Origin of the sequence: Sphaerisporangium sp. NPDC005289 (assembly GCF_040607455.1) — a bacterium.
GTDB classification, from domain to species: Bacteria; Actinomycetota; Actinomycetes; order Streptosporangiales; family Streptosporangiaceae; genus Sphaerisporangium; species Sphaerisporangium rhizosphaerae.
Genome location: NZ_JBEXGS010000012.1, coordinates 166,160 through 187,115 on the forward strand (window position 1 = coordinate 166,160; position 20,956 = coordinate 187,115).

Here is a 20,956-nt window from a genome sequence, read left to right on the forward strand (position 1 = left end):
GAGCTGACCGGGGAATCGGGGGGCCGGTTCTCCTGCTTGGCGGGAGGAGGGATCGGGCGAGGCCCGGTCCCGGGGCGCGCGGTGAGAGGATCGGCGGACGGTTGATGGCGATGATGGGCGGGGGATACGGTCCCCAGGTGATGCGGTCCCTGCGGCGGGACAGCTCGGTGACCAAAGAACGGCTCACGCCGGGGACGGTGCCGCGCATCTCCCGGTACGCGCGGCCCTACCGCGGGCAGATCGCCGCGTTCCTCGGGCTGGTCGTGCTGGACGCGGTGATCGTCATCGCCAACCCGCTGCTGCTGAAGTCGATCATCGACAGCGGCATCATCCCGCGGCGGGCCGACGTCGTGGTCATGCTGTCGTTGATCATCGCCGGCCTCGCCCTGGTGGACGCCGGGCTCGGGCTGGCCCAGCGCTGGTTCTCCTCGCGCATCGGCGAGGGCCTGATCTACGACCTGCGCACCGAGGTGTTCGACCACGTCCAGCGCATGCCGGTGGCCTTCTTCATGCGCGCCCAGACCGGCGCGCTGGTCTCGCGGCTCAACAGCGACGTCATCGGCGCCCAGCGCGCCATCACCAGCACGCTGTCGGCCGTGGTGTCCAACGTGGTCAGCCTGATCATGGTGCTCGGCGCGATGCTGATCCTGTCGTGGCAGGTCACGCTGGTCGCCCTGATCCTGCTGCCGATCTTCATCTTCCCCGCCCGGTATGTCGGGCGCCGCATGTCCGGGCTGACCCGCGAGCAGATGCAGCTCGACGCCGAGATGAGCTCGGTCATGACAGAGCGCTTCAACGTCGCCGGCGCCATGGTCGCCAAGCTGTACGGCCGGCCGGACGACGAGGCCTCGCACTTCAGCGATCGGGCCGGCCGGGTGCGCGACGTCGGCATCACCGTCGGCATGTACGGCACGGTGTTCCGCGTCGCCCTCGGCCTGGTCGCCGCGCTCGCCACCGCGCTGGTGTACGGGGCGGGCGGCGTGCTCGTGGTCGACGGCGCCTTCCCGCTCGGGACGCTCGTGGCGCTCGCCGCGATGCTCATGCGCCTCTACGGCCCGCTGACCAGCCTGTCCAACGTCCACGTCGACGTGATGACCGCGCTGGTCAGCTTCGACCGGGTGTTCGAGGTGCTCGACCTGAAGCCGATGGTCGCCGAGAGCCCGCACGCCCGGCCGCTGCCCGGCGGGCCGGTCACCATCGAGTTCGACGACGTCCAGTTCCGCTACCCGGCCGCCGAGGAGGTCTCGCTGGCCTCCCTGGAGTCGGTGGCCAGGCCCGACACCGGCCCGAGCCAGGAGGTGCTGAAGGGCGTCACCTTCACCGCCGCGCCGGGTCAGCTCATCGCGCTGGTCGGGCCGTCCGGCGCGGGCAAGACCACGATCACCTCGCTGGTGTCGCGGCTGTACGACGTGACCGGCGGCGCGGTGCGCATCAACGGCGCCGACGTGCGCGAGGTCACGCTGGCCTCGCTGCGCGACACGGTGGGCGTCGTGATGCAGGACGCCCACCTGTTCCACGACACCATCGGCGCCAACCTCCGCTACGCCCGCCCGGGCGCCTCCGAGGAGGAGATCTGGGAGGCGCTGCGCGCGGCGCAGATCTCCGAGCTGGTCGAAGGGCTGCCCGACGGGCTGGACACCGTCGTCGGCGACCGGGGCTACCGGCTGTCGGGCGGCGAGAAGCAGCGCATCGCGCTGGCGCGGCTGCTGCTGAAGGCCCCGCGGGTCGTCGTGCTCGACGAGGCCACCGCCCACCTGGACTCCGAGTCCGAGGCCGCGGTGCAGCGGGCGCTGAAGACGGCGCTGGCCGGCCGCACCTCACTGGTGATCGCCCACCGCCTGTCCACGATCCGCGAGGCCGACGAGATCCTCGTCGTGGAGGACGGCCACGTCGTCGAGCGCGGCCGCCACGACGACCTGCTCGCGGCGAACGGCGCCTACGCCGAGCTGTACAGCACCCAGTTCGAGCACCAGCGCTAGCGCCGCCGGCCGCGGGCGGGCCGGTCCGAGGAGGTCCTGGAGCGCCCGTCCCGGTGCCCGCGGCCGCCCGGCGCCCGCGGGCACCGGGTCACAGGTAGCCGAGGCGGGTGAGCTCCTCCTTGGCGACCTTCTCGACCAGCGCGAGGTCGTCGGGCCGCAGCCGGGAGCGCCACGCGCCGACCTTGGGCGCGCCCGTGCCGTACAGCGCGACCTTGGAGACCCGGCTCTCGACGAACTCCGACACCGCCGCCACCGTGGCGCCCGGGGACTGGGCCATCTCCTCGTAGCGCACCGTGAGGAGCTGATCGGGCGGCATCTCCTGGCGCAGCGCGGCGCTCAGGCGCACGGCGCTGCGCCAGCGCAAGGCGCACTTGCCCGCCGAGTCCATCGCGGTCCACTTCTCGCGGTGCTCGCTGGAGTTGACCCCGAGGAAGGGGTTGGGGAACTCGGTCTCGTCGCTGAGCATGCTGGTGCGGAACAGGCTCATCGAGGTCCGGTCGGCGAGCATGTCCGCGGTGACGTCCCTGCCGTCCCGGATGAGCTGGATGAAACGGGCGTCGGGGAAGGCCTGCAGCAGTATCGGCGCGCTGTAGAGCAGGTCGGGGTTGGCGTCGCCGAACCGGACGACGGCGCCGGGCGAGGCGCACGGGCCGCCGCCGGTGACGGCCCCGGCCTCCCGGCAGGACGCCGGGCACTCGGCGCACGCCCCGGGGACGATCTGCCAGGCCTCGGCCAGGGCGTCGCGCAGCACCCGGACGGCGCCGCCGCCCTTCCTGCGCATGATGGAGGGACGACGGGCGAAGGCGTAGACCACGTGGGCGACCGCCGCCCGGCCCATCGTGAGGTGGAAGCCGGGCGAGCGTTTCAGCGCACGCGCGAGGAGGTCCACGCCGGAGTGCGGCGCGCCGAGCACGAACACCGGCCTGCGGACCTTGATGCCGTTGACCACCAGGATGTGGGTCGGGGGTCGCATAAGTGAGGACAGTCTGACACCCTTTGCGAGGTGAACGAACCGGCCACGCCCCGCCCGTCGGTGGTACATGGCGTCACCTGGGTAAGCGTACTCACAAATGTGGCGGTTTCCGCCCATTCACGGGTTTTCGACGCCCCTAGATCAGCACGAATTCGGGGTATGGGAGGCGGGCGATGAGGGACAGACGGCTGTGGGTCCCCGGCCGGCTCCACCCCGGCGACCGGGTGGCCGTCGTCGCCCCCTCCGGCCCGGTCGACCCGGTGCGCCTGGCGCGCGGCCGCCAGGTCCTCACCGAGATCGGCCTGGACGTGGTGGTCATGCCCAGAGTCCTCAACCGGCGCGGCTACCTCGCCGGGTCGGACGCCGGCCGGGCGGCCGACCTGCAGGAGGCGTGGTGCGACCCCAGCGTGCGGGCCGTCATCTGCGCCCGGGGCGGCTACGGCGCCACCCGCCTGCTCGACCTGCTCGACTGGGCGGTCATGGGCACGGCCCGGCCCAAGATCCTGCTCGGGTCCAGCGACATCACCGCGCTGCACCAGGCGTTCGCCGTGCGGCTCGGCGTCGCCGGCTGCTTCGGCCCGATGCCGGCCTGCGCCACGCTGAGCGACCCCGAGGGCCCCGAGCCGTCCTCGCTGGCCCACCTGCGCGCCTCGCTGTTCGAGGGCGACATGCCCGACCCGGTGGCCGGCGACCAGGTGATCGTGCCCGGCCACGCCGAGGGCCCGCTCACCGGCGGCAACCTGTCGTTGCTCGCGGCGCTGTGCGGCACCCCGTACGCCATGCGCGGGCAGGGGCACATCGTGCTGCTGGAGGACATCGGCGAGGACCCCTACCGCGTCGACCGCATGCTGACCCAGCTGATCTCGGCAGGGTGCCTGACCGGCGCCCTCGGCATCGTGCTCGGCTCGTGGGTCGGCTGCGGCGACCCGATGCCGGTGCTGGTCGACCGGCTGGCCCCGCTCGGCGTGCCGATGATCGCGGGGGTGCCGATCGGCCACGGGACACCACAGTTCACCGCCTGGATGGGAGCGGACGCGGTCATTGATACCGAATCGTGCTCTTTGACTTGCCTGTTCCGCGACCCCGCTGCGGCACTGTAGGCGCAGGTCGGGGGAACACCGGGGGAACACAGTGGCAGTTGGGAGCCTTGCGTGGGCTTGTTCAGGCGATACCGGGACCGGCGGGCCGGCGCGGCGCGGCGCGCGATCGAGGACGCCGACCTGGACTCCCTGCTGACGCTGGTGGCCGAGAGCCTCGGCTACGACCACGCGTTGCGGTCCGGGGCCGCCTCGATGGCGCTCACCGGGCCCCGCACGGTGACGGTGCGGCTGGACGGGCTGCGCCGCGAGGCGGCTCGGCGGTCGCGGGAGGACTGGCCGGTGCTGGTCTCCGAGCACCTGGCACGGGCGGTGGCCCGGCCCGAGGACCTGCCGGACGTGTGCGACTACGCCCAGGTCCGTCCGCTGCTGCGTACCCGGGTGGTGCTCGCCGACGGGCTGGAGGACGACCCCACCCGGCTGATCGGCCGCCACCTCGGCTCGGACCTGATCGAGATCCTCACCGTCTCCGGCCGCCCCGTGCGCCCCGAGGAGGCGTTCTGCTGGCCGGTCCCGCCGGCCGAGGCGCTGGAGGCCGCCGGGCGCAACGTGCTCGCCGACGAGCGGCTGACGGCCGAGCGCGTCGACCTCGACGGCATCGCGGCCTACGTCATGTCCGGCTCGCCGGCCAGCTCCGCCGTGCACCTGCGCAAGATCCAGGACTACCTGGTGGTCTCCTCCGACGGGCTCGTCGTGGCGCTTCCCCGCCCCGGCGAGATGATCGTCCATCCCATCGACGGCCTGTCGGTGATGCGCGCCATCGAGCGGCTGTGGCTGCTGGCCCACCGCGAGTACCGCGCCCACGACGACGGGCTCAGCCCGCACGTGTACTGGTGGAACCACGGCAGGCTGACCCGCATCCAGGCCGACCTGGTCGTCCAGAACGGCCAGCGCCGCCTGGTCGTCGCCCCGCCTCCCGACTTCGCCCGCCTCCTGGCCGCCATGGCCAAGGACCGCTAGACCGGCCCGCCGGGGGGGACGCGGGCGCGGCCTAGAGAAGGGCGGTGTGGCGCGGGGTGGAGCCCGGGCGCGACAGGGTGTGCGCGGTGTGGATCAGCGGGACGTGGCTGAAGGCCTGGGGGAAGTTGCCGACCAGGCGCCCGTAGCGGGGGTCGTACTCTTCGGCCAGCAGCCCGACGTCGTTGCGCAGGGACAGCAGCTTCTCGAACATCTCGACGGCCTCCTTGCGCCGGCCGGCCATCGCCCGCGCCTCGGCCAGCCAGAAACTGCACGCCAGGAACGCCCCCTCGCCGCCGGTCAGGCCGTCCACGGTGTTCTGGTGGGCGATCGGGTAGCGCAGCACGAAGCCGTCCGACATCAGCTCGCGCTCGATCGCGTCGATGGTCCCGGTGACGCGGAGGTCGTCGGGCGGCAGGAAGCCGGTCTGCGGGATCAGCAGCAGCGAGGCGTCCAGTTCCTGCGACCCGTAGGACTGGGTGAAGGTGTTGCGCTCGGCGTCGTAGCCCTTCTCCATGATCTCGGCGTGGATGCGCCCGCGCAGGTCGCTCCAGCGCTCGACGGGGCCGCTCTGGCCGAACCGCTCGACCTGCCGGATCACCCGGTCGGCGGCCACCCACGCCATCACCTTGGAGTGGACGAAGTGGCGGCGGGGCCCGCGGACCTCCCACAGGCCCTCGTCCGGCTCGTCCCAGTGGGACTCCAGGAACTCCATCAGCGACCGCTGGATCGCCCAGGTGCGCGAGATGGAGGTCAGCCCGGAGGCCCGTGCCAGGTAGAGGCAGTTCATCACCTCGCCGTACACGTCGAGCTGGAGCTGGTCGACCGCGGCGTTGCCGAGACGCACCGGCCGGGAGTCCTCGTAGCCCTCCAGCCAGGGCAGCTCCATCTCGGGCAGACGGCGCTCCCCGGCCACGCCGTACATGATCTGCAGGTCCTGCGGGCGGCCGGCGATGGCGCGCAGCAGCCACTCGCGCCAGTCGCGGGCCTCCTCGACGTAGCCGGCGCCGAGCAGGGCGTCGAGGGTCATCGTGGCGTCCCGCAGCCAGCAGTAGCGGTAGTCCCAGTTGCGGACGCCGCCGATGTCCTCGGGCAGGGAGGTGGTGGGCGCGGCCACGATGCCGCCGGTGGGGGAGTAGGTGAGGGCCTTGAGCGTGATCAGCGAGCGGTCGACGGCCTCGCGCCAGCGCTCCTCGGTGCGCGGGGTGCACTGGGAGATCCACTCGCGCCAGATCGCCTCGGTCTCGTCCAGCTCTTCCAGGGGGTCGATGCTCGGCGGCTTCGGTGAGTGGGAGGGGTGCCAGGTGAACACGAACGCCAGCCTGTCGCCGGCCGACACGCGGAAGTTCCCCTTGTGGGCGTAGTCGCCGCCCTGCAGCGGCACGGGGGAGTGCAGCCACACCGAGTCGGGCCCGCCGATGGCCTGTAGGAGCCCGTCGTCGCGGCGCACCCAGGGCACGATGCGGCCGTAGTCGAAGCGGATGCGGATGAGCGTGCCCATCTCGACGCTGCCGGACAGGCACTCGACGACCCGCACCAGGTCGGGGTTGGCATGCCGGGGCGGCATGAAGTCGGTGACCCGCACCGTGCCGCCCTCGGTGTCCCACTCGGTCTCCAGGACGAGGGTGTTCTCGCGGTAGCGGCGCCGGGTGCTCAGCCGCCGCCCGGGCCCGGCCGGGCCGATCCACCAGTGGCCGTTGCGCTCCTCGCCCAGCAGTGCCGCGAAACAGGCGGGGGAGTCGAAACGGGGCAGGCACAGCCAGTCGATCGACCCGTCCCGGCCGACGAGGGCGGCCGACTGCATGTCGCCGATGAGTGCGTAGTCCTCGATCCGCATGCCGTCACGCTAGTACGCCTGAAGGCTCGCGGCGCACGCCTCGGGCGACGGGCCCGGCCTCGCGGGCTCAGCGCGGGCGTCAGCCGCGTGGACGCATCAGCGGCATTAAGAACTGGGTGAGCGGGCCGATCAGCACCGCGAAGGCGATGGTGCCCACGCCGGCGGTGCCGCCGAGCAGCCAGCCGACGGCCAGGACGCTCAGCTCGACCAGCGTGCGCGCCGTCCTGATGGACAGGCCGAGCCGGTTCAGCCCGGTCATCAGCCCGTCCCGGGGCCCGGGGCCGAGCCCGGCGCCGATGTACAGGCCGGTGGCGGCGGCGATCACCACGATCGCGGCCAGCAGGTAGGCCCAGCGCACCACCAGGGGCCCGGGGGTGGGCAGCACCCAGATCACCAGGTCGGCGAACAGCCCCAGGAAGACGATGTTGCTCACCGTGCCGAGGCCGGGGCGCTGCCTGAGCGGGATCCAGAAGACCATGACGGCGGCGCCCACCACGATGATCCACGTGCCGATCGACCATCCCGTGCGCACGGCCAGGCCCTGGTGGAAGACGTCCCACGGGTCGTTGCCGAGACCGGACTCGACCTGCAGGGCGATGCCGGCGCCGTAGAGGAACAGCCCGGCGTACAGGCGCAGCAGGCGGGCGGGGAGCGAGCCGACGTGGGGCAGGGAGATCTCAGTCATGGTGCGGCCATGGTCGGCCGCCATTGGCTTGCCACTAAAGGGCCAATCAGAGAAAGTGGCCTTATGGAGCGCTATGTCAGTGGGCCATGGCTGGCCCGGCTGGTCGACCTGCCGCCGGACACCCGCCCGTACTACCGCGCGCTCGCCGACCGCGTGCGCGGGCTCATCCTGGACGGCCGCCTGGCCACGCGCGTGCGCGTGCCCGCCGAGCGCCACCTGGCGCAGGCCCTCGGCGTCAGCCGCACCACCGTGACCGCCGCCTACGACCGGCTGCGCGAGCAGGGCTACCTCGACAGCCGGCAGGGCGCAGGAAGCTGGACGACCCTGCCCGATCCAGGCGCGCTCGGCACCGACAACCCGTGGGTCGTCCCCCGCGACGACGGCCTGATCCCCCTGCACGCCGCCGCCCCGCCCGCCACGTCCCTGCTTCCCGAGGCGCTGGCCGCCGCCGCCGAGGCCTACCCCCGCTACGGCCTGGGCACCGGCTACGACCCGGTCGGCGTGGCGCCGCTGCGCGAGGCGATCGCCGCCCGGTACGGCGCCCGGGGGCTTGCCACCCGCCCCGACCAGATCTTGGTCACCGGTGGCGCCCAGCACGCCATCCACCTGGTCATGACCCTGCTGACCGGTCCCGGCGACCCGATGCTGGTGGAGTCGCCGACCTACCCCCACGCCCTGGACGCCGCCCGCCTGCGCGGCGCCCGGCTGGTGCCGGTCGGGTTCCCCGAGGACCGCTGGGACCTGGACCTGATGGCCTGCGCCATGCGGCAGTCGGCCACCCGGCTCGGCTACGTCATCCCCGACTTCCACAACCCCATGGGCCTGTTCATGGACGACGCCGGCCGGGCCGAGCTGGTGCGCGCCGCCCGCAGGTACGACACCACGCTCCTGGTGGACGAGAGCTGGGCCGAGCTGGCCGTCGACGAGATGCCCGCGGCCCGGCCGCTGGCCGCGTTCGACACCGACGGCCGGGTGATCAGCATCGGGTCGGCCTCCAAGCTGTGGTGGGGCGGCCTGCGCATCGGCTGGATCCGCGCCACCAGCGCCATGGTGCGGCGCCTTGCCGTGCTGCGTGCCGGGGTGGACATCGCCGCGCCGCTGATCGAGCAGCTCGTGGTGGCCCACCTGTTCGAGCGCATCGAGTTGGCCAAGGCAGAACGGGCCCGCGCGCTCGGCGCCTCCCGTGCGGCCCTCGCCGGGGCGCTGCGCGCGCTGCTGCCCGAGTGGCGCTTCACCGAGCCGCGCGGGGGCGGGTCGCTGTGGGTGCGGCTGGACGCCCCGAACGCGACGCCGCTCGCCGACGCGGCGGCGGCCCGGGGAGTGCGCCTGGCGCCCGGCCCGTGGTTCGGTGTGGACGGCACGCTGGAGCGCTACCTGCGCCTGCCGTTCACCATGCCGCCGCGGGCGCTCGCCGACGCCGTGCCACGCCTGGCCGCCGCGCGCGCCGCGGCCGCCTCGCCGGGCTCCCTTCCCGCGCCCGGGCCGCGGGACGCCGCGCTGACCCCCTCCCTCTGACGGGCCGCGGCGCTGCCGCGCCTCACCCCTTCGCCGGGGCGGCGCCGGGACGCTCCGGCGAGCGGCCGGGGGCCGCCGTCACACCTCGCCCATCAGCACGCGCAGCCGGTGGGCGAAGGCCAGCAGGACCCCCGAGGCCAGGACCGCGATGGCCGCCAGCGTGGTGAAGTACGCCGGCTCGGACATCACCCGCAGCAGGCGCGCGGTCTGGCCCCCGATGGCGTCGCCGACCGCGAAGGACAGGTACCACACGCCGAGCATCTGGCTGCGGAAGGCGTGCGGGGCCAGCTCGACGGTCACCGACAGCCCGACCGGGCTCAGCGACAGCTCCCCGAAGACCTGGACCAGATAGACCAGGAACAGCCACCAGACCGAGATGCGCCCGGTCTCGGCGAGCCGGGCGGCGAGCGCCATCACCACGAAGCTGACGCCGATCATGAACAGGCCGAACGCGAACTTCTGCGCCGCCCCCACCCGGTCGCCGAGCTTCACCCACAGCGCCGCGAAGACCGGCACGAACACCATGATCATCAGCGGGTTGAACGACTGCGTGGTGGCGGCCGTGATGGAGTGCCCGAACATCCGCAGGTCGGTGTGCACGGCCGCGAAGTCGTTGAGGACGGTCGGCGCGAGGTCGTAGATCATCCAGAAGATCGCGGCGGCGGCGAACAGCCAGATGTAGGCCTTCATCCTGGTGCGCTCGACGGGGGTCAGGTTGTGGCTGCCGAGCAGGATGTAGGCGAAGTACCCGACCGGGACCATGATCGTCAAGAGGGTGAGCGCCACCGTGAAGCGGTCGACGGTCAGCGTCCCGCTCGCCGCCCACAGGGCGAGCGCCACCGCCGCGACGCCCAGGCCGGCCGCCGCGACCAGTCCGAAGTGGCGCCGCTCCTGAGGGGTGAGGCGGTGTCCGGGCGTCTCGCCGGCGCCCCGCAGATGGCGGCCGCCGGCGACGTACTGTGTCAGGCCGATGGCCATGCCGACCGCGGCGGCGCCGAAGCCCAGGTGCCAGCGGTCGTCCTTGGCCAGGTTGCTCACCACGTACGGCGCGGCGAACGCGCCCACGTTGATGCCCAGGTAGAAGATCGAGAAGCCGGCGTCCCGCCGGGCGTTGTCCCCTTCGGGGTACAGGGCGCCGACCATCGTGGAGATGTTCGGCTTGAGCAGGCCGGTGCCGGCGACGATCAGCGCCAGGCCGAGCCAGATGAGCGCCGGGCCGCGCAGCGGGATCGCCATGCTGATGTGGCCGAGCATGATGACGCACCCGCCGATGAGCACGGCGCGGCGGGCGCCGAGCACGCGGTCGGCGATCCAGCCGCCGGGCAGCGCCAGCAGGTAGACCAGCGCCCCGTACACGCCGACGACCGCGGTGGCGGTGGGCTTGGGCATCCCGAGGCCGCCCTGGACGACGGTCGCGGTGAGGAAGAAGAACAGGATGGCGCGCAGCCCGTAGAAGCTGAAGCGCTCCCACATCTCGGTGAGGAACAGGGTGACGATGCCGCGCGGATGCCCGAAGACCCTGCGCTCCTCCACCTGCGTGCTGAGTTCCTGCGACATGCGGTACGCCCCCCGTGCGCGTTCACTGCCTGGCCGGCGCCCGGCGGGCCGAGGGCGTCGCCGAGGCGGGGGTCCTCGCCGTCGCGCCTTGAGCGGCACCGTGGGCGTGCTTTCTGGACTTAACGTGACGTTCGTCCGTTTTATTGCTTAGTGTCGGAATTCATTTTCCGGATTTCCATAGAAACCGATCACCGAGGGTAAGGGAAACCGGTGCGGGGAGGCCGGGAACGGCCGGGGCCACGCGTGTTCTCACTTCCAGGGGCTTGTTCGATGTGAACGAGCTGTGGTGCGATTCATGCCATTCATGTAAGTGGGCACTTCTGGAGGCGAAATGGCCGACCCCCGGGTCCTTGCCGAACGTAGGGAAATCGAGCAAGAGATCGCCGGCCACACCATCTGCGAACAGCTCAAAGTCACGGCGGAACGCTTTCCGGACGCGCCCGCCTACTCCGACCGGTCAGGCGACGGCTGGACGACCCTGACCTATTCACAGGCCCGGCGGCGGGTGCTCGCGATCGCCGCCGGCCTCGCCGAACTCGGCCTCGGGCGCGGCGAGGCCGTCGCGCTGATGATGGTCAACCGCACCGAGCACGTGCTCGCGGACCTCGGCGCCGTCCACGCCGGCGGGGTGGCGTGCTCCATCTACGCGACCTTCGCCCCCGACCAGGTCGCCTTCGTCGCCAGGGACGTCAACGCCAAGATCGCGGTGCTGGGGGGCGCCGCCGACCTCGCGCGCTGGACGCCGATCCTCGACGAGCTGCCCGGCCTGCGCAAGGTCATCGTCCTGTCCGACTGCCCCGAAGGCGACCTGTTCATCAGCTGGGACGACTTCCTCGCGCTCGGCGAGCGCGCCCTCGCGGCCGACCCCGCCGCCGCCGAGGCGCGGGCCGCCGAGGTGTCCGCGGACGACGTGCTGACCGTGCTCTACACCTCCGGCACGACCGGCAACCCCAAGGGCGTGCCGCTGACCCACGCCAACATCTGCTTCGAGGTCGCCGTCAGCGTCCGCCTGACCGGCCTGCCCGACCACGGGTCCCAGATCTCCTACCTCACCTACGCCCACGTCGCCGAGCGGGTGCTCAGCCTCTACATCCCGCTGTTCAAGGTCTACCACGTCCACTTCTGCCCCGACCTCGCCGAACTCGGCACCGTGCTCGCCCAGGTGAAGCCGCTGTTCTTCTTCGGCGTGCCACGGGTGTGGGAGAAGATGATGGCCCGCCTGCAGGCGCTGCTGGCCACCCAGCCCGAGCAGGAGCAGCAGAGGGTCCGCGCGGCCATGGCCGCCGGGCTCGCCTACGTCGAGGCCTGCCAGTACGGCCGGACGCCGAGCGCCGAGGTCACCGCCGCCTACGGGCAGGCCGACGCCGCGCTGCTGTCCGTCGTCCGCTCCATGATCGGGTTCGAGAACGCGCGGTGGCTGGCCACCGCCGCCGCCCCGATGCCGCTGGAGGTGCAGCGGTTCTTCGCCGGGTTCGGCATGCGGGTGGTCGACGTCTACGGGATGACCGAGACCAGCGGCGCCTTCACCGGCAACAGCACCGAGATGTTCAAGCTCGGCACCGTCGGCCGGGCCTTCCCCGCCGTGGAGGTGCGCGTCGCGCGGGACGGCGAGATCCTCACGCGCAGCCTGGCCAACACCGCCGGCTACCTCGACCGCCCCGAGGCCACCGCCGAGCTGATCGACGAGGAGGGCTGGCTGCACACAGGCGACGTCGGGTCCATCGACGAGGACGGCTTCGTGCGCATCGTCGACCGCAAGAAGGAGCTCATCATCACCGCGGGCGGGGAGAACATCTCGCCGGCCAATACCGAGAATCTCCTCAAGGAGCACCAGCTCATCGGCCAGGCGCTCGCCTACGGCGACCGCAGGCCCTTCGTGGTGGCGATCCTCACCCTCGACGGCGAGGTCGCGCCCGTCTGGGCCAAGGGGCGGGGCATCGAGTTCGCCTCGCTCGCCGAGCTGGCCGAGCACCCCGACGTGCTCAAGGAGGTGGACGCGGCCGTCGCCGCCGCCAACGCCAAGCTCGCCCGCGTCCAGCAGGTGAAGCGGTGGCACCTGCTGCCCGTCGAGTGGACCGCCGAGACCGAGGAGCTCACCCCGAGCCTCAAGCTCAAGCGCCGCGTCGTGCACGCGAAGTACGCCGCCATCATCGAGGAGATGTACCGGGCCTGACGCGGGCGTTTTGCCGGGCGCGGGGCGTGTCGGGCCCCGTGCCCTTACCCGCGGCCGCCTACCCTCCAGGCCATGACCTTGAGACGTCTGCTCACGTCGTCGGCCGCGGGGCTGGCCGCGCTCACGGTCCTGGCGGAGGCACTCTCGGCGCCTTCCGCCGCCGCGGCCGGGGCGGTGGAGGCGCGCGCGCTCGGCGGGCGCACGCCCGCCGAGGCGGGGCCGGAACCCACGGCCCCACCCGCCGCCCGGTCCGCGCCGGACCGGCCGGCCATCAGATCGGTGCGCGTCCTTCCCCGGCAGCCGGTCGCGCGGCCGAGGCGCGGGGTGCGGCTGGTGGTCGAGGTGGTGGCCCGGGGCGCCGCCGGTCCCCGCGGCGTGACCCTGCGGGTCGAGCCCGGCCGGCGGGGCCGTGGACGGGCCGCCCCGCCGCCGCTCCGCCACGCGCGCGGCGGCGGCTGGGAGGCCTGGCGGTTCACCCCGCCGGTGCGCCTGTCCCGGTGGTACCCGGCGGGCCGGTGGAGGGCGGTCGCCACCGTCAGGGACGCCCGCGGGCGGCGGACGACGGCGGCCACTTCGTTCCTGTTCAGGAAGGCCAGCACGCTCACCGGCGTCCAGGCCGTGCGGGCGCGCAGGCGGGCAAGGGCGCTGCGGGTGAGCGGGACGCTGATGCGCGTGGACCCGACCGGCAGGTTCGACTACTGGTCCTTCCCCCGGCAGCGGGTGAGCATCCAGTTCAGGAAGCACGGCGGGCGTCGCTGGAAGATCCAGGCGCGGGCGCGGACCGACCGCGAAGGGGTGTTCCACCGGAGGGTGCCACGCAGGCACGGGGTGTGGCGCGTCGTTTATCCGGGGACGCGGAGGTACGCCGGTGTCATCCGGGTTATCCGACACACATGACGTAAATAGGACATATGCCGCCGTTCCCCGTATAACAATCTTATTGCGTGTCCGATATGTGTAGATCTTCTCGTGAGGGCGGCGCAACTTTTCCCCCTCTTTCGGCGTCTATGACGTAGGCACACCCCCCCTGGGATGCCTTTCTCTACGGGGAGAGGAAGTTCCGCATGATGAAACGCATCGCTACCGCTCTGGTAGCGGCCGCCATGGGCGCCTCGGCGCTCTCGGTGGCCGCGCCGGCGATGGCGGACGAGACGCCGGACACCACGGTCAGCATCGAATCCGTCCGAGTGACCCCCGATCCGGTGGTCATTCGCGGAGGCGATCACGTCGCGGTCACCGTCACGGTCACGACCGTGGGCGCCGAGGACGTGAAGATCGACTTCGATCCCACGGGAGAGGGCGCGCAGCCTGACTGCAACCCCTGCCCCGGGGCCGCGAAGGCGTCCAAGAGCGGCTCGGACTGGAAGAGGTGGGACAAGACCATCGTCCTCGACCGGCACGATCCGGCCGGGAAGTGGCTTGTTCACGTCACGGCGACCGGCGACAACGGCAAGGTCGCCGAGGCGCACGACTCCTTCTTCGTCAAGGTCGTGCAGGCCCACCCGCACCAGGGGCCGCGCGCGACGCGCATCGCCGGGTTCGATGCGAGCCCCGAGCCCGTCAAGAAGGGCCGCAAGCTCTCCCTGTCGGGCAAGCTGCAGACCGCCCGGTGCTACGGCGACTGGTGGTGGAACGGTGACGCCTACGTCGTGGGCGACAACCGTTGCGACGCCGACAACCGCTGGCACAACTGGCGTCAGCTCGGCTGGAAGAAGATCGAGGTGTACTTCCACCGCGCCCACGGCGGCAAGTGGGAGTACGTCGACACGATCGAGACCAACCCGGACGGGTCCTTCTACACGAAGATCCCGGCCTACTGGTCCGGCACGTGGAAGGTCGTGTTCGAGGGCTCCCGCGGGCTGTACGGCTCGTCGGCGACCGACTATGTGAAGGTCGTCCGCTGACCCTCGGCCCCGGCCGACAACCGAGCGCCCGTCCCCCGGAGTCCCCGGGAGCCGGGCGCTCGCGCCGTTCACGGGGACCGGGCCGCCGTTTGCGGAGGGTGCGGGCGGGCCGCGACGGCCGCGCGCCCGCCGGTCAGGGGCCGGGGTCGCGCGCGAGCTCCAGGGCGGTGAGGTCCAGGGCGCTCAGCGTGAGGATGTTGGCGATCTGCTCCAGCGGCATCCCGGCGTCGCCGAGCTGGGTGATCGTCACCGCGGTCCGCAGGAAGATGCGGCCGATGACCACCTCGTCCACGTCCGGCATGTCCTTGCGGAAGAAGTCCGCGAGCTGCTGGCCGACCTCCCGGTCGGCATGCACCCGTGGGTCGTTGAGCTCCGGGCTCGACAGGATGTCCCGCAGATCCCTGCGCTCGTCTTCCGTGAGCTTGCTCAAAGGGTCGCCTCCCCGCAGCCATGTCGTCATTGGGAGACTATGCGCTGAGGACTTCGCGGAGAATGGCAGGGTTGGCCAAAGATCGGCCGGCGTGGGAGCGCGTGCCGACGCCCCCACCGCCGGCGCGATGATCAGGAGGACACCGCCTCCACCAGCTTGCGGCGCTGCTGGACGCCCAGGCCGCCGATGCGGCGCTTGTCGTCGACGCCGGCCCGCTCCATGAGAGCGGCCGCCTTGGTCGGGCCGATACCGGACAGAGCGCGCAGCGCCTGCGACACCTTGATCTTTTTCGCGGTGTCGTCGTCGCGCTTGAACAACTCGGCCAGGGTCAGATCGCCGCTCTTGAGCTGCGCGAGCAGGGCGGCCCGCGCCTGCCGGGCCTCGGTCGCCTTGACGAGAGCGGCCTGGCGCTGCTCGGGGGTGAGAACGGGAAGGGCCATGAGGATTCTTTCTCCTTGGGGGATAGCTTTAGGCGGCCCGTCCGGCCGCTGATGTGTCGGTCGGCATGGGTGCTACCCCCCTGGCGCGCTCTAATCATCGCTTCCGCACTTCCACTGCCCTTTCCGACTGATCGGATCAATGCCCTAGGTACCGGCAAGTCGCGAAAAATTGGGCCTTCAAACTTTCGACGGTTGACCTGACTCTCGGTGCAGGCGCGTGACAACCCCAGAGCGCGCGCCTCGAGGAGGATTCAGGTGAGACGTCGTCTGCTCGCGGGGTTGGCGATCCTGGCCCTGCTGTGCACCAGCGGGATCACCGGGGCGGGTGCCTCGGCGGAGCCACCCCCCAACTACCAGTACCGGATCGACGGGCCGAGCACGGCCGTGCAGCGGACCGCGATCGCGGCCACCGGCGCGGCGATCGACGAGGTGGCGGCCACATCGGTCGTGGTCACGGCCTCCGACGCCGAGGTCGGCCAGATCAAGGGCCTCGGCTACACGGTCACCCGGCTCCCGCGCCCGCTGTCGCCCGTGCTGCCCAAGCCCCAGGACTTCCCGTCGGCCGACTCGGGATACCACAACTACGCCGAGATGACCGCCACCGTGAACCAGGTGGTCGCGAGCTACCCGTCCATCGCCAGGAAGTTCAGCTACGGGACCTCCTACGGGGGCCGCGACCTGGTCGGCATCAAGATCAGCGACAACGTCGCGACCGACGAGAGCGAGCCGGAGGTGCTGTTCACCGCCCACCAGCACGCCCGCGAGCACCTGACCGTCGAGATGGCCCTCTACCTGCTCAACCTGCTCACCTCCGGCTACGGCTCCGACAGCCGGATCACCGGCCTGGTGAACTCCCGCGAGATCTGGATCATGCCCGACCTCAACCCCGACGGCGGCGAGTACGACATCTCCACCGGGTCCTACCGCTCGTGGCGCAAGAACCGGCAGCCCAACTCCGGGTCCTCGTCGGTGGGCACCGACCTCAACCGCAACTGGGCCTACCTGTGGGGATGCTGCGGCGGCTCCTCCGGCTCCACCTCCAGCGAGACCTACCGGGGCGCCTCGGCCGAGTCGGCCCCCGAGGTGCGCACGCTGGCCAACTGGGTGCGGACCCGGGTCGTCGGCGGCACCCAGCAGATCAAGAGCAACATCGACTTCCACACCTACAGCGAGCTCGTCCTGTGGCCCTACGGCTACACCTACAACGACACCGCGGCCGGCCTGACCGTGGACGACCAGAACGCCCTGGCGACGCTCGGCCGCAACATGGCCTCGACCAACGGCTACACCGCCGAGCAGTCCAGCGACCTCTACATCACCGACGGCACCATCAACGACTGGCTGTGGGGCAATTACAAGATCTTCAGCTACACCTTCGAGATGTACCCCAAGGGCAGTTCGCCCGGGTTCTACCCGCCCGACGAGCAGATCGTGACCCAGACCACCCGCAACAAGGAGGCCGTCCTGCGCCTGCTGGAGTACTCCGACTGCGTCTACCGCATCATCGGCAAGCAGTCGCAGTACTGCTGAGGCCCGGACCCGTCCGGCGGCCGTGACCGCCCGCCCCGCGGCCGCCCCACCGGCGGCGGCCGCGGGCGCGGGCAAGCCAGGCTTTGATGGCGCTTTGAGGGGGCTTTGAGTGGGCCGGTGCAGGGGTGATGGCGTGGAGGGCGGTGAGGCGCGAAGATCCTACAGAGAGGGATCAAGCGGCCGTCACCCTCCGCACAGGGACGGACCGTGGATATAGCGAAATAGGGAGTTCAGCAATGCGACAGCGCCGGCTGGGCAGCCAAGGGCTCAGCGTCTCCGCCGAGGGGCTCGGCTGCATGGGGATGAGCACCATCTACGGTCCCGCGGACGAGAAGGAGGCGATCGCCACCATCCACCGCGCGCTCGACCTCGGCATCACCTTCCTCGACACCGCCGACATGTACGGCGCGTGGCGAAACGAGAGCCTCGTCGGCCGTGCGATCGCCGGACGCCGCGAGGAGGTCGTGCTGGCCACCAAGTTCGGCAACGAGGTCGTGGACGGCAGGCAGACCGGCCGGGTCAACGGCCGCCCCGACTACCTGCGCCAGGCGCTGGACGGCTCACTCAAGCGCCTCGGCGTCGACCACGTCGACCTGTACTACCAGCACCGCGTCGACCCGCAGGTCCCCGTGGAGGAGACCTTCGGCGCGCTGTCGGAGCTGGTCGCCGAGGGCAAGGTCGGCCACCTCGGCATCTCCGAGGCGGCTCCGGCGACGATCCGCCGCGCGCACGCCGTGCACCCGCTGACCGCGCTGCAGACCGAGTACTCCCTGTTCACCCGGGACGTCGAGCACAACGGCGTGCTGTCCGCCGTCCGCGAGCTCGGCATCGGCTTCGTCGCCTACAGCCCGCTCGGCCGCGGCTTCCTCACCGGCACGATCCGCAGCGCGGAGGACCTGGCCGAGGGCGACCGCAGGAGCGCCCATCCGCGTTTCCAGCGGGAGAACTTCGCCAGGAACCTCGCGGTGGTCGACCGCATCCGGGTGCTGGCCGACGCCAAGGGCGTCACCTCCTCCCAGCTCGCGCTGGCCTGGGTGCTCGCCCAGGGCCCGGACATCGTGGCGATCCCCGGGACCAAGCGCCGGGCGTACCTGGAGGCCAACGCGGCGGCCGTCGAGATCACCCTCACTCCCGACGACCTGGCCGCCGTCGACGCCGTCGCCCCGCCCGGCGTGGCCTCCGGCGAGCGTTACCCGGCCGACAGCATGCGCGCCGTGCACCGTTGACCGAGATGACGCGGTGAGCATCTTTCGGTGAGGGCTGAGCCGGCCTCTGACCGGCTTCGGGTCTTTCCGTGGGCGGGGAGGGGCCCCTCGCGCGGGCGATCCCCGGCGAGGGGCGTGTCATGACATATCCGGCTATCGGGGCTGGGGGTCGGTCCCCGCCCCTGTGGTCGGCGTCCAGGTGAGCGGCAGGGTCTCGACGCCGTAGACGACGTGGAACGGGCGGAACCGGATCTCCTCCGGCGGCACGGCGAGCGCCAGGTCGGGGAACCTGCGCAGCAGCGCGGGGAAGGCCAGGGCCATCTCGGCGCGGGCCAGCGGCGCGCCCAGGCAGTGGTGCGGCCCGTGGCCGAAGGCGACGTGCGGCGTCGGCTTGCGCGACACGTCGAGCCGGTCGCCGTCCTCGACGAAGTCGGGGTCGCGGTTGGCGGGGGCGAGGGCGAACAGCACCTGGTCGCCGGCGGAGATGAGCTGCCCGGCGATCTCGACGTCGCGCACCGCCGCGCGCGGGATGCCGGAGTGGGCGACGCTGAGGAAGCGCAGCAGCTCCTCCACCGCCGCCTCCACCTGCTCGGCGTCGTCCAGGCCCGCGCGCAGCGCGGCCAGCTCGCCGGGGCTGGTCAGCAGCGCGAGCGTCCCTAGGGCCAGCATGTTCGCCGTGGTCTCGTGCCCGGCGGTCAGCAGCATGCCGGCGATGTTGGTCAGCGCGTCGGCGTCCAGTTCGTCCCTGTGCTCGCGGATCAGCATGCCCAGGATGTCCTCGCCCGGGTCGGCCAGCGCACGGGCGACCAGCCCCCGCATGTAGGTGTCGCTCTCGCGGCCGACCTGGGCGCGCTCCTCGCGGGACCGTGACATGTCGAGGAGGCGGGAGGTGCGCTCCTGGAACTCGGCCTGGTCGGCGGCAGGGACGCCCAGCAGCTCGCAGATCACCAGCGAGGGGACGGGCAGCGCGAAGGCGGCCATGAAGTCGGCGCCCGGGCCCAGCCGCTCCAGCTCGTCGAGCTGAGCGTCGACGATCTCGGCGATGCGCGGCTCCAGGACGCGCATGCGCCGCATGGTGAACTCGGGGGCCAGAATGCGCCGCAGGCGGGTGTGCTCCGGCGGGTCGAACGCCAGTAACTGCCCCTTGCGCCTGCGCGCGCGCTCCTCGTCGCTCAGGCCGATGGACAGCGGCGCGGCGGCGGCGGCGCTGAGCGCGTTGCTGAACCGGGTGGGGTCGGACAACACCTCGCGGACGTCGGCGTACCGGGTGACCAGCCACGCCTCGCCGCTGCCCAGGGTCACCGGGACCTTCAGCAGCCGCCCGCTGTCGCGCAGGGCGGACGCCTCGGCGGACGGCGCCAGCCCCTCGCGGGCCATGTACAGCGGGATCGCGGCCTGGTCGGTCATCGAGCCTCCCCCTCGGGCCGGTGCGGCCCTGCGAGCCCGTGCCGGCCGGTGGGACTTCAGCGTGGCCGGTGATCACGGTATGCGGTTGATATCCGCAACGTAGGCCGGGCGCCGCGCGATCACAACCCCGTCACGCGATCACGATCCACGTGGCAGGGTGACGGTCTGGCGGAGGCGGCGGAACTCGGCGGCGAGGGCGGGCAGGGTGTAATGCGCGTTGAGGCCGCTGGGGTTGGGCAGGATCCACAGGCGCGCGGGGCCGACCGCGTCATCGCTGTCGTCGCAGGGGCCGACGGCCGCCTTCGGCCGGTCGAAGGCGACGCGGTAGGCCGAGACGCCGACGACGGCGACGACCTCGACGGCCGTCTCGCGCGCCAGGCGGGCGAGCCGGGCCGGGGCCTCGCGCAGCTCCTCCCGGGACAGCTCCGCCGCCTTGGCCGTCGCGCGCGGCGCCAGGTTGGTGATGCCCAGCCCGTAGGAGGGCAGCAGGTGCTGCTCGCTCGGGCGCAGGAGCCGGGGAGTGAACCCCGACAGGTGGAGCGCGGGCCAGAACCGGTTGCCGGGACGGGCGAAGTGGTGCCCGGTGGCCGCGGAGTACAGGCCGGGATTGATGCCGCAGAACAGCACGACGGTCCCAGGCCCCACCACGTCGTCGATCGTGCGCTCGCGCGCCTCCTCCAGATCAGGCTTCAGGCCAGGTCTCATCTCGGTCATGCCGCGTTCTCGGCGCGTGACCCCGGGTTGCGGCGCACGATCGCCGCGTTGAGCGCCGTGGCGAAGAGCGTCCAGCCGGCGTAGGGGAGCAGCAGCAGCCCCGCCGGCCGGTCCGCCCGCAGGACGCGGCGGGCGAGGACGGCGTTGGAGAGGTTCAGGGCCACCAGCTCCGCCAGTGCCGCCTTGGGGGAGCGCATGCGGAAGAAGATCGGCGTCCAGGCCGCGTTCAGCGCCAGGTTGACGCCCAGGGCGCGGCCGAGCGCCCGCCGGTCCGCCTCGCCGGCGCGGGCCAGCGCCCGTGCCGAGGCGTAGGCGATCAGCGCGTACAGCGGGGTCCACACGGCGGCGTAGGCGGGCGGAGGCGGCTGCCAGGCGGGCTTGCGCAGCCTCCGGTACCAGGGGGAGTCGGGGTCGGTCGCCACGCTTCCTGCCACGGCGGTCGCCGCGACCGCCAGCGAGGTCTTCACGAGAGTCCGCTTCATGCGACCCCTGTGCCCCCCGGGCGGCGCCCTACACGGCCAGGACGAGGGCCGCGCTCCGGTTCCCGGGAAGC

General features: G+C 72.1%; 18 protein-coding genes. 9 read left to right on the plus strand and 9 right to left on the minus strand.

Annotated elements, in window-relative coordinates:
- Positions 1 to 104: 104 nt before the first annotated feature.
- Positions 105 to 1,979 carry an ABC transporter ATP-binding protein gene (locus tag ABZT47_RS22180; protein WP_354845038.1) on the plus strand — a complete coding sequence of 625 codons (1,875 nt, stop codon included), beginning with the start codon at positions 105 to 107 and terminating at the stop codon, positions 1,977 to 1,979.
- Positions 1,980 to 2,067: 88 nt separating this feature from the next.
- Here ABZT47_RS22180 and ABZT47_RS22185 read toward each other — a convergent pair whose 3' ends face one another.
- Positions 2,068 to 2,952, minus strand: a complete 885-nt coding sequence (locus ABZT47_RS22185) for a sulfotransferase (protein ID WP_354845041.1) — start codon at positions 2,950 to 2,952, stop codon at positions 2,068 to 2,070.
- Between the two features lie 173 nt (positions 2,953 to 3,125).
- Between ABZT47_RS22185 and ABZT47_RS22190 the strand changes: the two genes are divergently transcribed.
- Together ABZT47_RS22190 and ABZT47_RS22195 are read left to right on the plus strand one after the other, a co-directional pair.
- Positions 3,126 to 4,052 (plus strand): LD-carboxypeptidase, encoded by a 927-nt coding sequence (locus ABZT47_RS22190; protein WP_354845044.1) that lies wholly within the window; start codon positions 3,126 to 3,128, stop codon positions 4,050 to 4,052.
- A 51-nt stretch (positions 4,053 to 4,103) separates the two neighbouring features.
- Positions 4,104 to 5,009 (plus strand): hypothetical protein, encoded by a 906-nt coding sequence (locus ABZT47_RS22195; protein ID WP_354845047.1) that lies wholly within the window; start codon positions 4,104 to 4,106, stop codon positions 5,007 to 5,009.
- A gap of 31 nt (positions 5,010 to 5,040) precedes the next feature.
- Here the strand turns inward: ABZT47_RS22195 and ABZT47_RS22200 are convergent, their stop codons facing one another.
- The gene (locus ABZT47_RS22200; protein WP_354845050.1) at positions 5,041 to 6,843 is read right to left on the minus strand and encodes a glycoside hydrolase family 15 protein; all 1,803 of its coding nucleotides are present in this window, start codon (positions 6,841 to 6,843) and stop codon (positions 5,041 to 5,043) included.
- A 79-nt stretch (positions 6,844 to 6,922) separates the two neighbouring features.
- Entirely contained in the window at positions 6,923 to 7,528 is a 606-nt protein-coding gene (locus tag ABZT47_RS22205; RefSeq protein ID WP_354845053.1) for a hypothetical protein, read from the minus strand.
- Positions 7,529 to 7,591: 63 nt separating this feature from the next.
- On the opposite strand from ABZT47_RS22205, the gene ABZT47_RS22210 reads away from it, so the two are divergent.
- Positions 7,592 to 9,043: a PLP-dependent aminotransferase family protein gene (locus ABZT47_RS22210; RefSeq protein WP_354845056.1), complete on the plus strand. Its 1,452-nt coding sequence runs from the start codon at positions 7,592 to 7,594 to the stop codon at positions 9,041 to 9,043.
- Between the two features lie 78 nt (positions 9,044 to 9,121).
- Here ABZT47_RS22210 and ABZT47_RS22215 read toward each other — a convergent pair whose 3' ends face one another.
- Entirely contained in the window at positions 9,122 to 10,600 is a 1,479-nt protein-coding gene (locus tag ABZT47_RS22215) for an oligopeptide:H+ symporter (protein WP_354845058.1), read from the minus strand.
- Positions 10,601 to 10,931: 331 nt separating this feature from the next.
- Between ABZT47_RS22215 and ABZT47_RS22220 the strand changes: the two genes are divergently transcribed.
- The 3 genes from ABZT47_RS22220 (at position 10,932) to ABZT47_RS22230 (ending at position 14,677) form a co-directional block, all read left to right on the plus strand.
- Positions 10,932 to 12,773 (plus strand): AMP-dependent synthetase/ligase, encoded by a 1,842-nt coding sequence (locus tag ABZT47_RS22220; RefSeq protein ID WP_354845061.1) that lies wholly within the window; start codon positions 10,932 to 10,934, stop codon positions 12,771 to 12,773.
- Between the two features lie 72 nt (positions 12,774 to 12,845).
- Positions 12,846 to 13,670, plus strand: a complete 825-nt coding sequence (locus ABZT47_RS22225) for a hypothetical protein (protein WP_354845063.1) — start codon at positions 12,846 to 12,848, stop codon at positions 13,668 to 13,670.
- Between the two features lie 170 nt (positions 13,671 to 13,840).
- Positions 13,841 to 14,677, plus strand: coding sequence for a hypothetical protein (locus tag ABZT47_RS22230; RefSeq protein ID WP_354845066.1), 837 nt, complete (start codon positions 13,841 to 13,843; stop codon positions 14,675 to 14,677).
- Positions 14,678 to 14,810: 133 nt separating this feature from the next.
- Here ABZT47_RS22230 and ABZT47_RS22235 read toward each other — a convergent pair whose 3' ends face one another.
- A complete protein-coding gene (locus ABZT47_RS22235) occupies positions 14,811 to 15,137 on the minus strand; it encodes a hypothetical protein (protein ID WP_354845068.1) in 327 nt (108 codons plus the stop codon).
- 101 nt (positions 15,138 to 15,238) lie between these two features.
- Positions 15,239 to 15,547 carry an integration host factor, actinobacterial type gene (gene mihF / locus ABZT47_RS22240; RefSeq protein ID WP_354845071.1) on the minus strand — a complete coding sequence of 103 codons (309 nt, stop codon included), beginning with the start codon at positions 15,545 to 15,547 and terminating at the stop codon, positions 15,239 to 15,241.
- Positions 15,548 to 15,802: 255 nt separating this feature from the next.
- On the opposite strand from mihF, the gene ABZT47_RS22245 reads away from it, so the two are divergent.
- A complete protein-coding gene (locus ABZT47_RS22245; protein ID WP_354845074.1) occupies positions 15,803 to 17,077 on the plus strand; it encodes a M14 family metallopeptidase in 1,275 nt (424 codons plus the stop codon).
- 236 nt (positions 17,078 to 17,313) lie between these two features.
- The gene (locus tag ABZT47_RS22250) at positions 17,314 to 18,303 is read left to right on the plus strand and encodes an aldo/keto reductase (protein WP_354845077.1); all 990 of its coding nucleotides are present in this window, start codon (positions 17,314 to 17,316) and stop codon (positions 18,301 to 18,303) included.
- Positions 18,304 to 18,435: 132 nt separating this feature from the next.
- On the opposite strand, the gene ABZT47_RS22255 is transcribed toward ABZT47_RS22250, so the two are convergent.
- The 3 genes from ABZT47_RS22255 to ABZT47_RS22265 form a co-directional block, all read right to left on the minus strand.
- Positions 18,436 to 19,689 (minus strand): cytochrome P450, encoded by a 1,254-nt coding sequence (locus tag ABZT47_RS22255; protein ID WP_354845080.1) that lies wholly within the window; start codon positions 19,687 to 19,689, stop codon positions 18,436 to 18,438.
- Between the two features lie 138 nt (positions 19,690 to 19,827).
- Positions 19,828 to 20,394, minus strand: coding sequence for a mismatch-specific DNA-glycosylase (locus tag ABZT47_RS22260; protein WP_354845281.1), 567 nt, complete (start codon positions 20,392 to 20,394; stop codon positions 19,828 to 19,830).
- Positions 20,395 to 20,399: 5 nt separating this feature from the next.
- Complete coding sequence (locus ABZT47_RS22265; protein WP_354845083.1) at positions 20,400 to 20,885, minus strand: TspO/MBR family protein; 486 nt, start codon at positions 20,883 to 20,885, stop codon at positions 20,400 to 20,402.
- Positions 20,886 to 20,956: the final 71 nt, after the last annotated feature.

Coding starts and splice junctions, on each gene's coding strand:
- ABZT47_RS22180 (WP_354845038.1), top strand. CDS start 105: ATGGCGATGATGGGCGGGGGATACGGTCCCCAGGTGATGCGGTCCCTG.
- ABZT47_RS22185 (WP_354845041.1), bottom strand. CDS start 2,952: ATGCGACCCCCGACCCACATCCTGGTGGTCAACGGCATCAAGGTCCGC.
- ABZT47_RS22190 (WP_354845044.1), top strand. CDS start 3,126: ATGAGGGACAGACGGCTGTGGGTCCCCGGCCGGCTCCACCCCGGCGAC.
- ABZT47_RS22200 (WP_354845050.1), bottom strand. CDS start 6,843: ATGCGGATCGAGGACTACGCACTCATCGGCGACATGCAGTCGGCCGCC.
- ABZT47_RS22205 (WP_354845053.1), bottom strand. CDS start 7,528: ATGACTGAGATCTCCCTGCCCCACGTCGGCTCGCTCCCCGCCCGCCTG.
- ABZT47_RS22210 (WP_354845056.1), top strand. CDS start 7,592: ATGGAGCGCTATGTCAGTGGGCCATGGCTGGCCCGGCTGGTCGACCTG.
- ABZT47_RS22215 (WP_354845058.1), bottom strand. CDS start 10,600: ATGTCGCAGGAACTCAGCACGCAGGTGGAGGAGCGCAGGGTCTTCGGG.
- ABZT47_RS22220 (WP_354845061.1), top strand. CDS start 10,932: ATGGCCGACCCCCGGGTCCTTGCCGAACGTAGGGAAATCGAGCAAGAG.
- ABZT47_RS22225 (WP_354845063.1), top strand. CDS start 12,846: ATGACCTTGAGACGTCTGCTCACGTCGTCGGCCGCGGGGCTGGCCGCG.
- ABZT47_RS22230 (WP_354845066.1), top strand. CDS start 13,841: ATGAAACGCATCGCTACCGCTCTGGTAGCGGCCGCCATGGGCGCCTCG.
- ABZT47_RS22235 (WP_354845068.1), bottom strand. CDS start 15,137: ATGACGACATGGCTGCGGGGAGGCGACCCTTTGAGCAAGCTCACGGAA.
- mihF (WP_354845071.1), bottom strand. CDS start 15,547: ATGGCCCTTCCCGTTCTCACCCCCGAGCAGCGCCAGGCCGCTCTCGTC.
- ABZT47_RS22250 (WP_354845077.1), top strand. CDS start 17,314: ATGCGACAGCGCCGGCTGGGCAGCCAAGGGCTCAGCGTCTCCGCCGAG.
- ABZT47_RS22255 (WP_354845080.1), bottom strand. CDS start 19,689: ATGACCGACCAGGCCGCGATCCCGCTGTACATGGCCCGCGAGGGGCTG.
- ABZT47_RS22260 (WP_354845281.1), bottom strand. CDS start 20,394: ATGAGACCTGGCCTGAAGCCTGATCTGGAGGAGGCGCGCGAGCGCACG.
- ABZT47_RS22265 (WP_354845083.1), bottom strand. CDS start 20,885: ATGAAGCGGACTCTCGTGAAGACCTCGCTGGCGGTCGCGGCGACCGCC.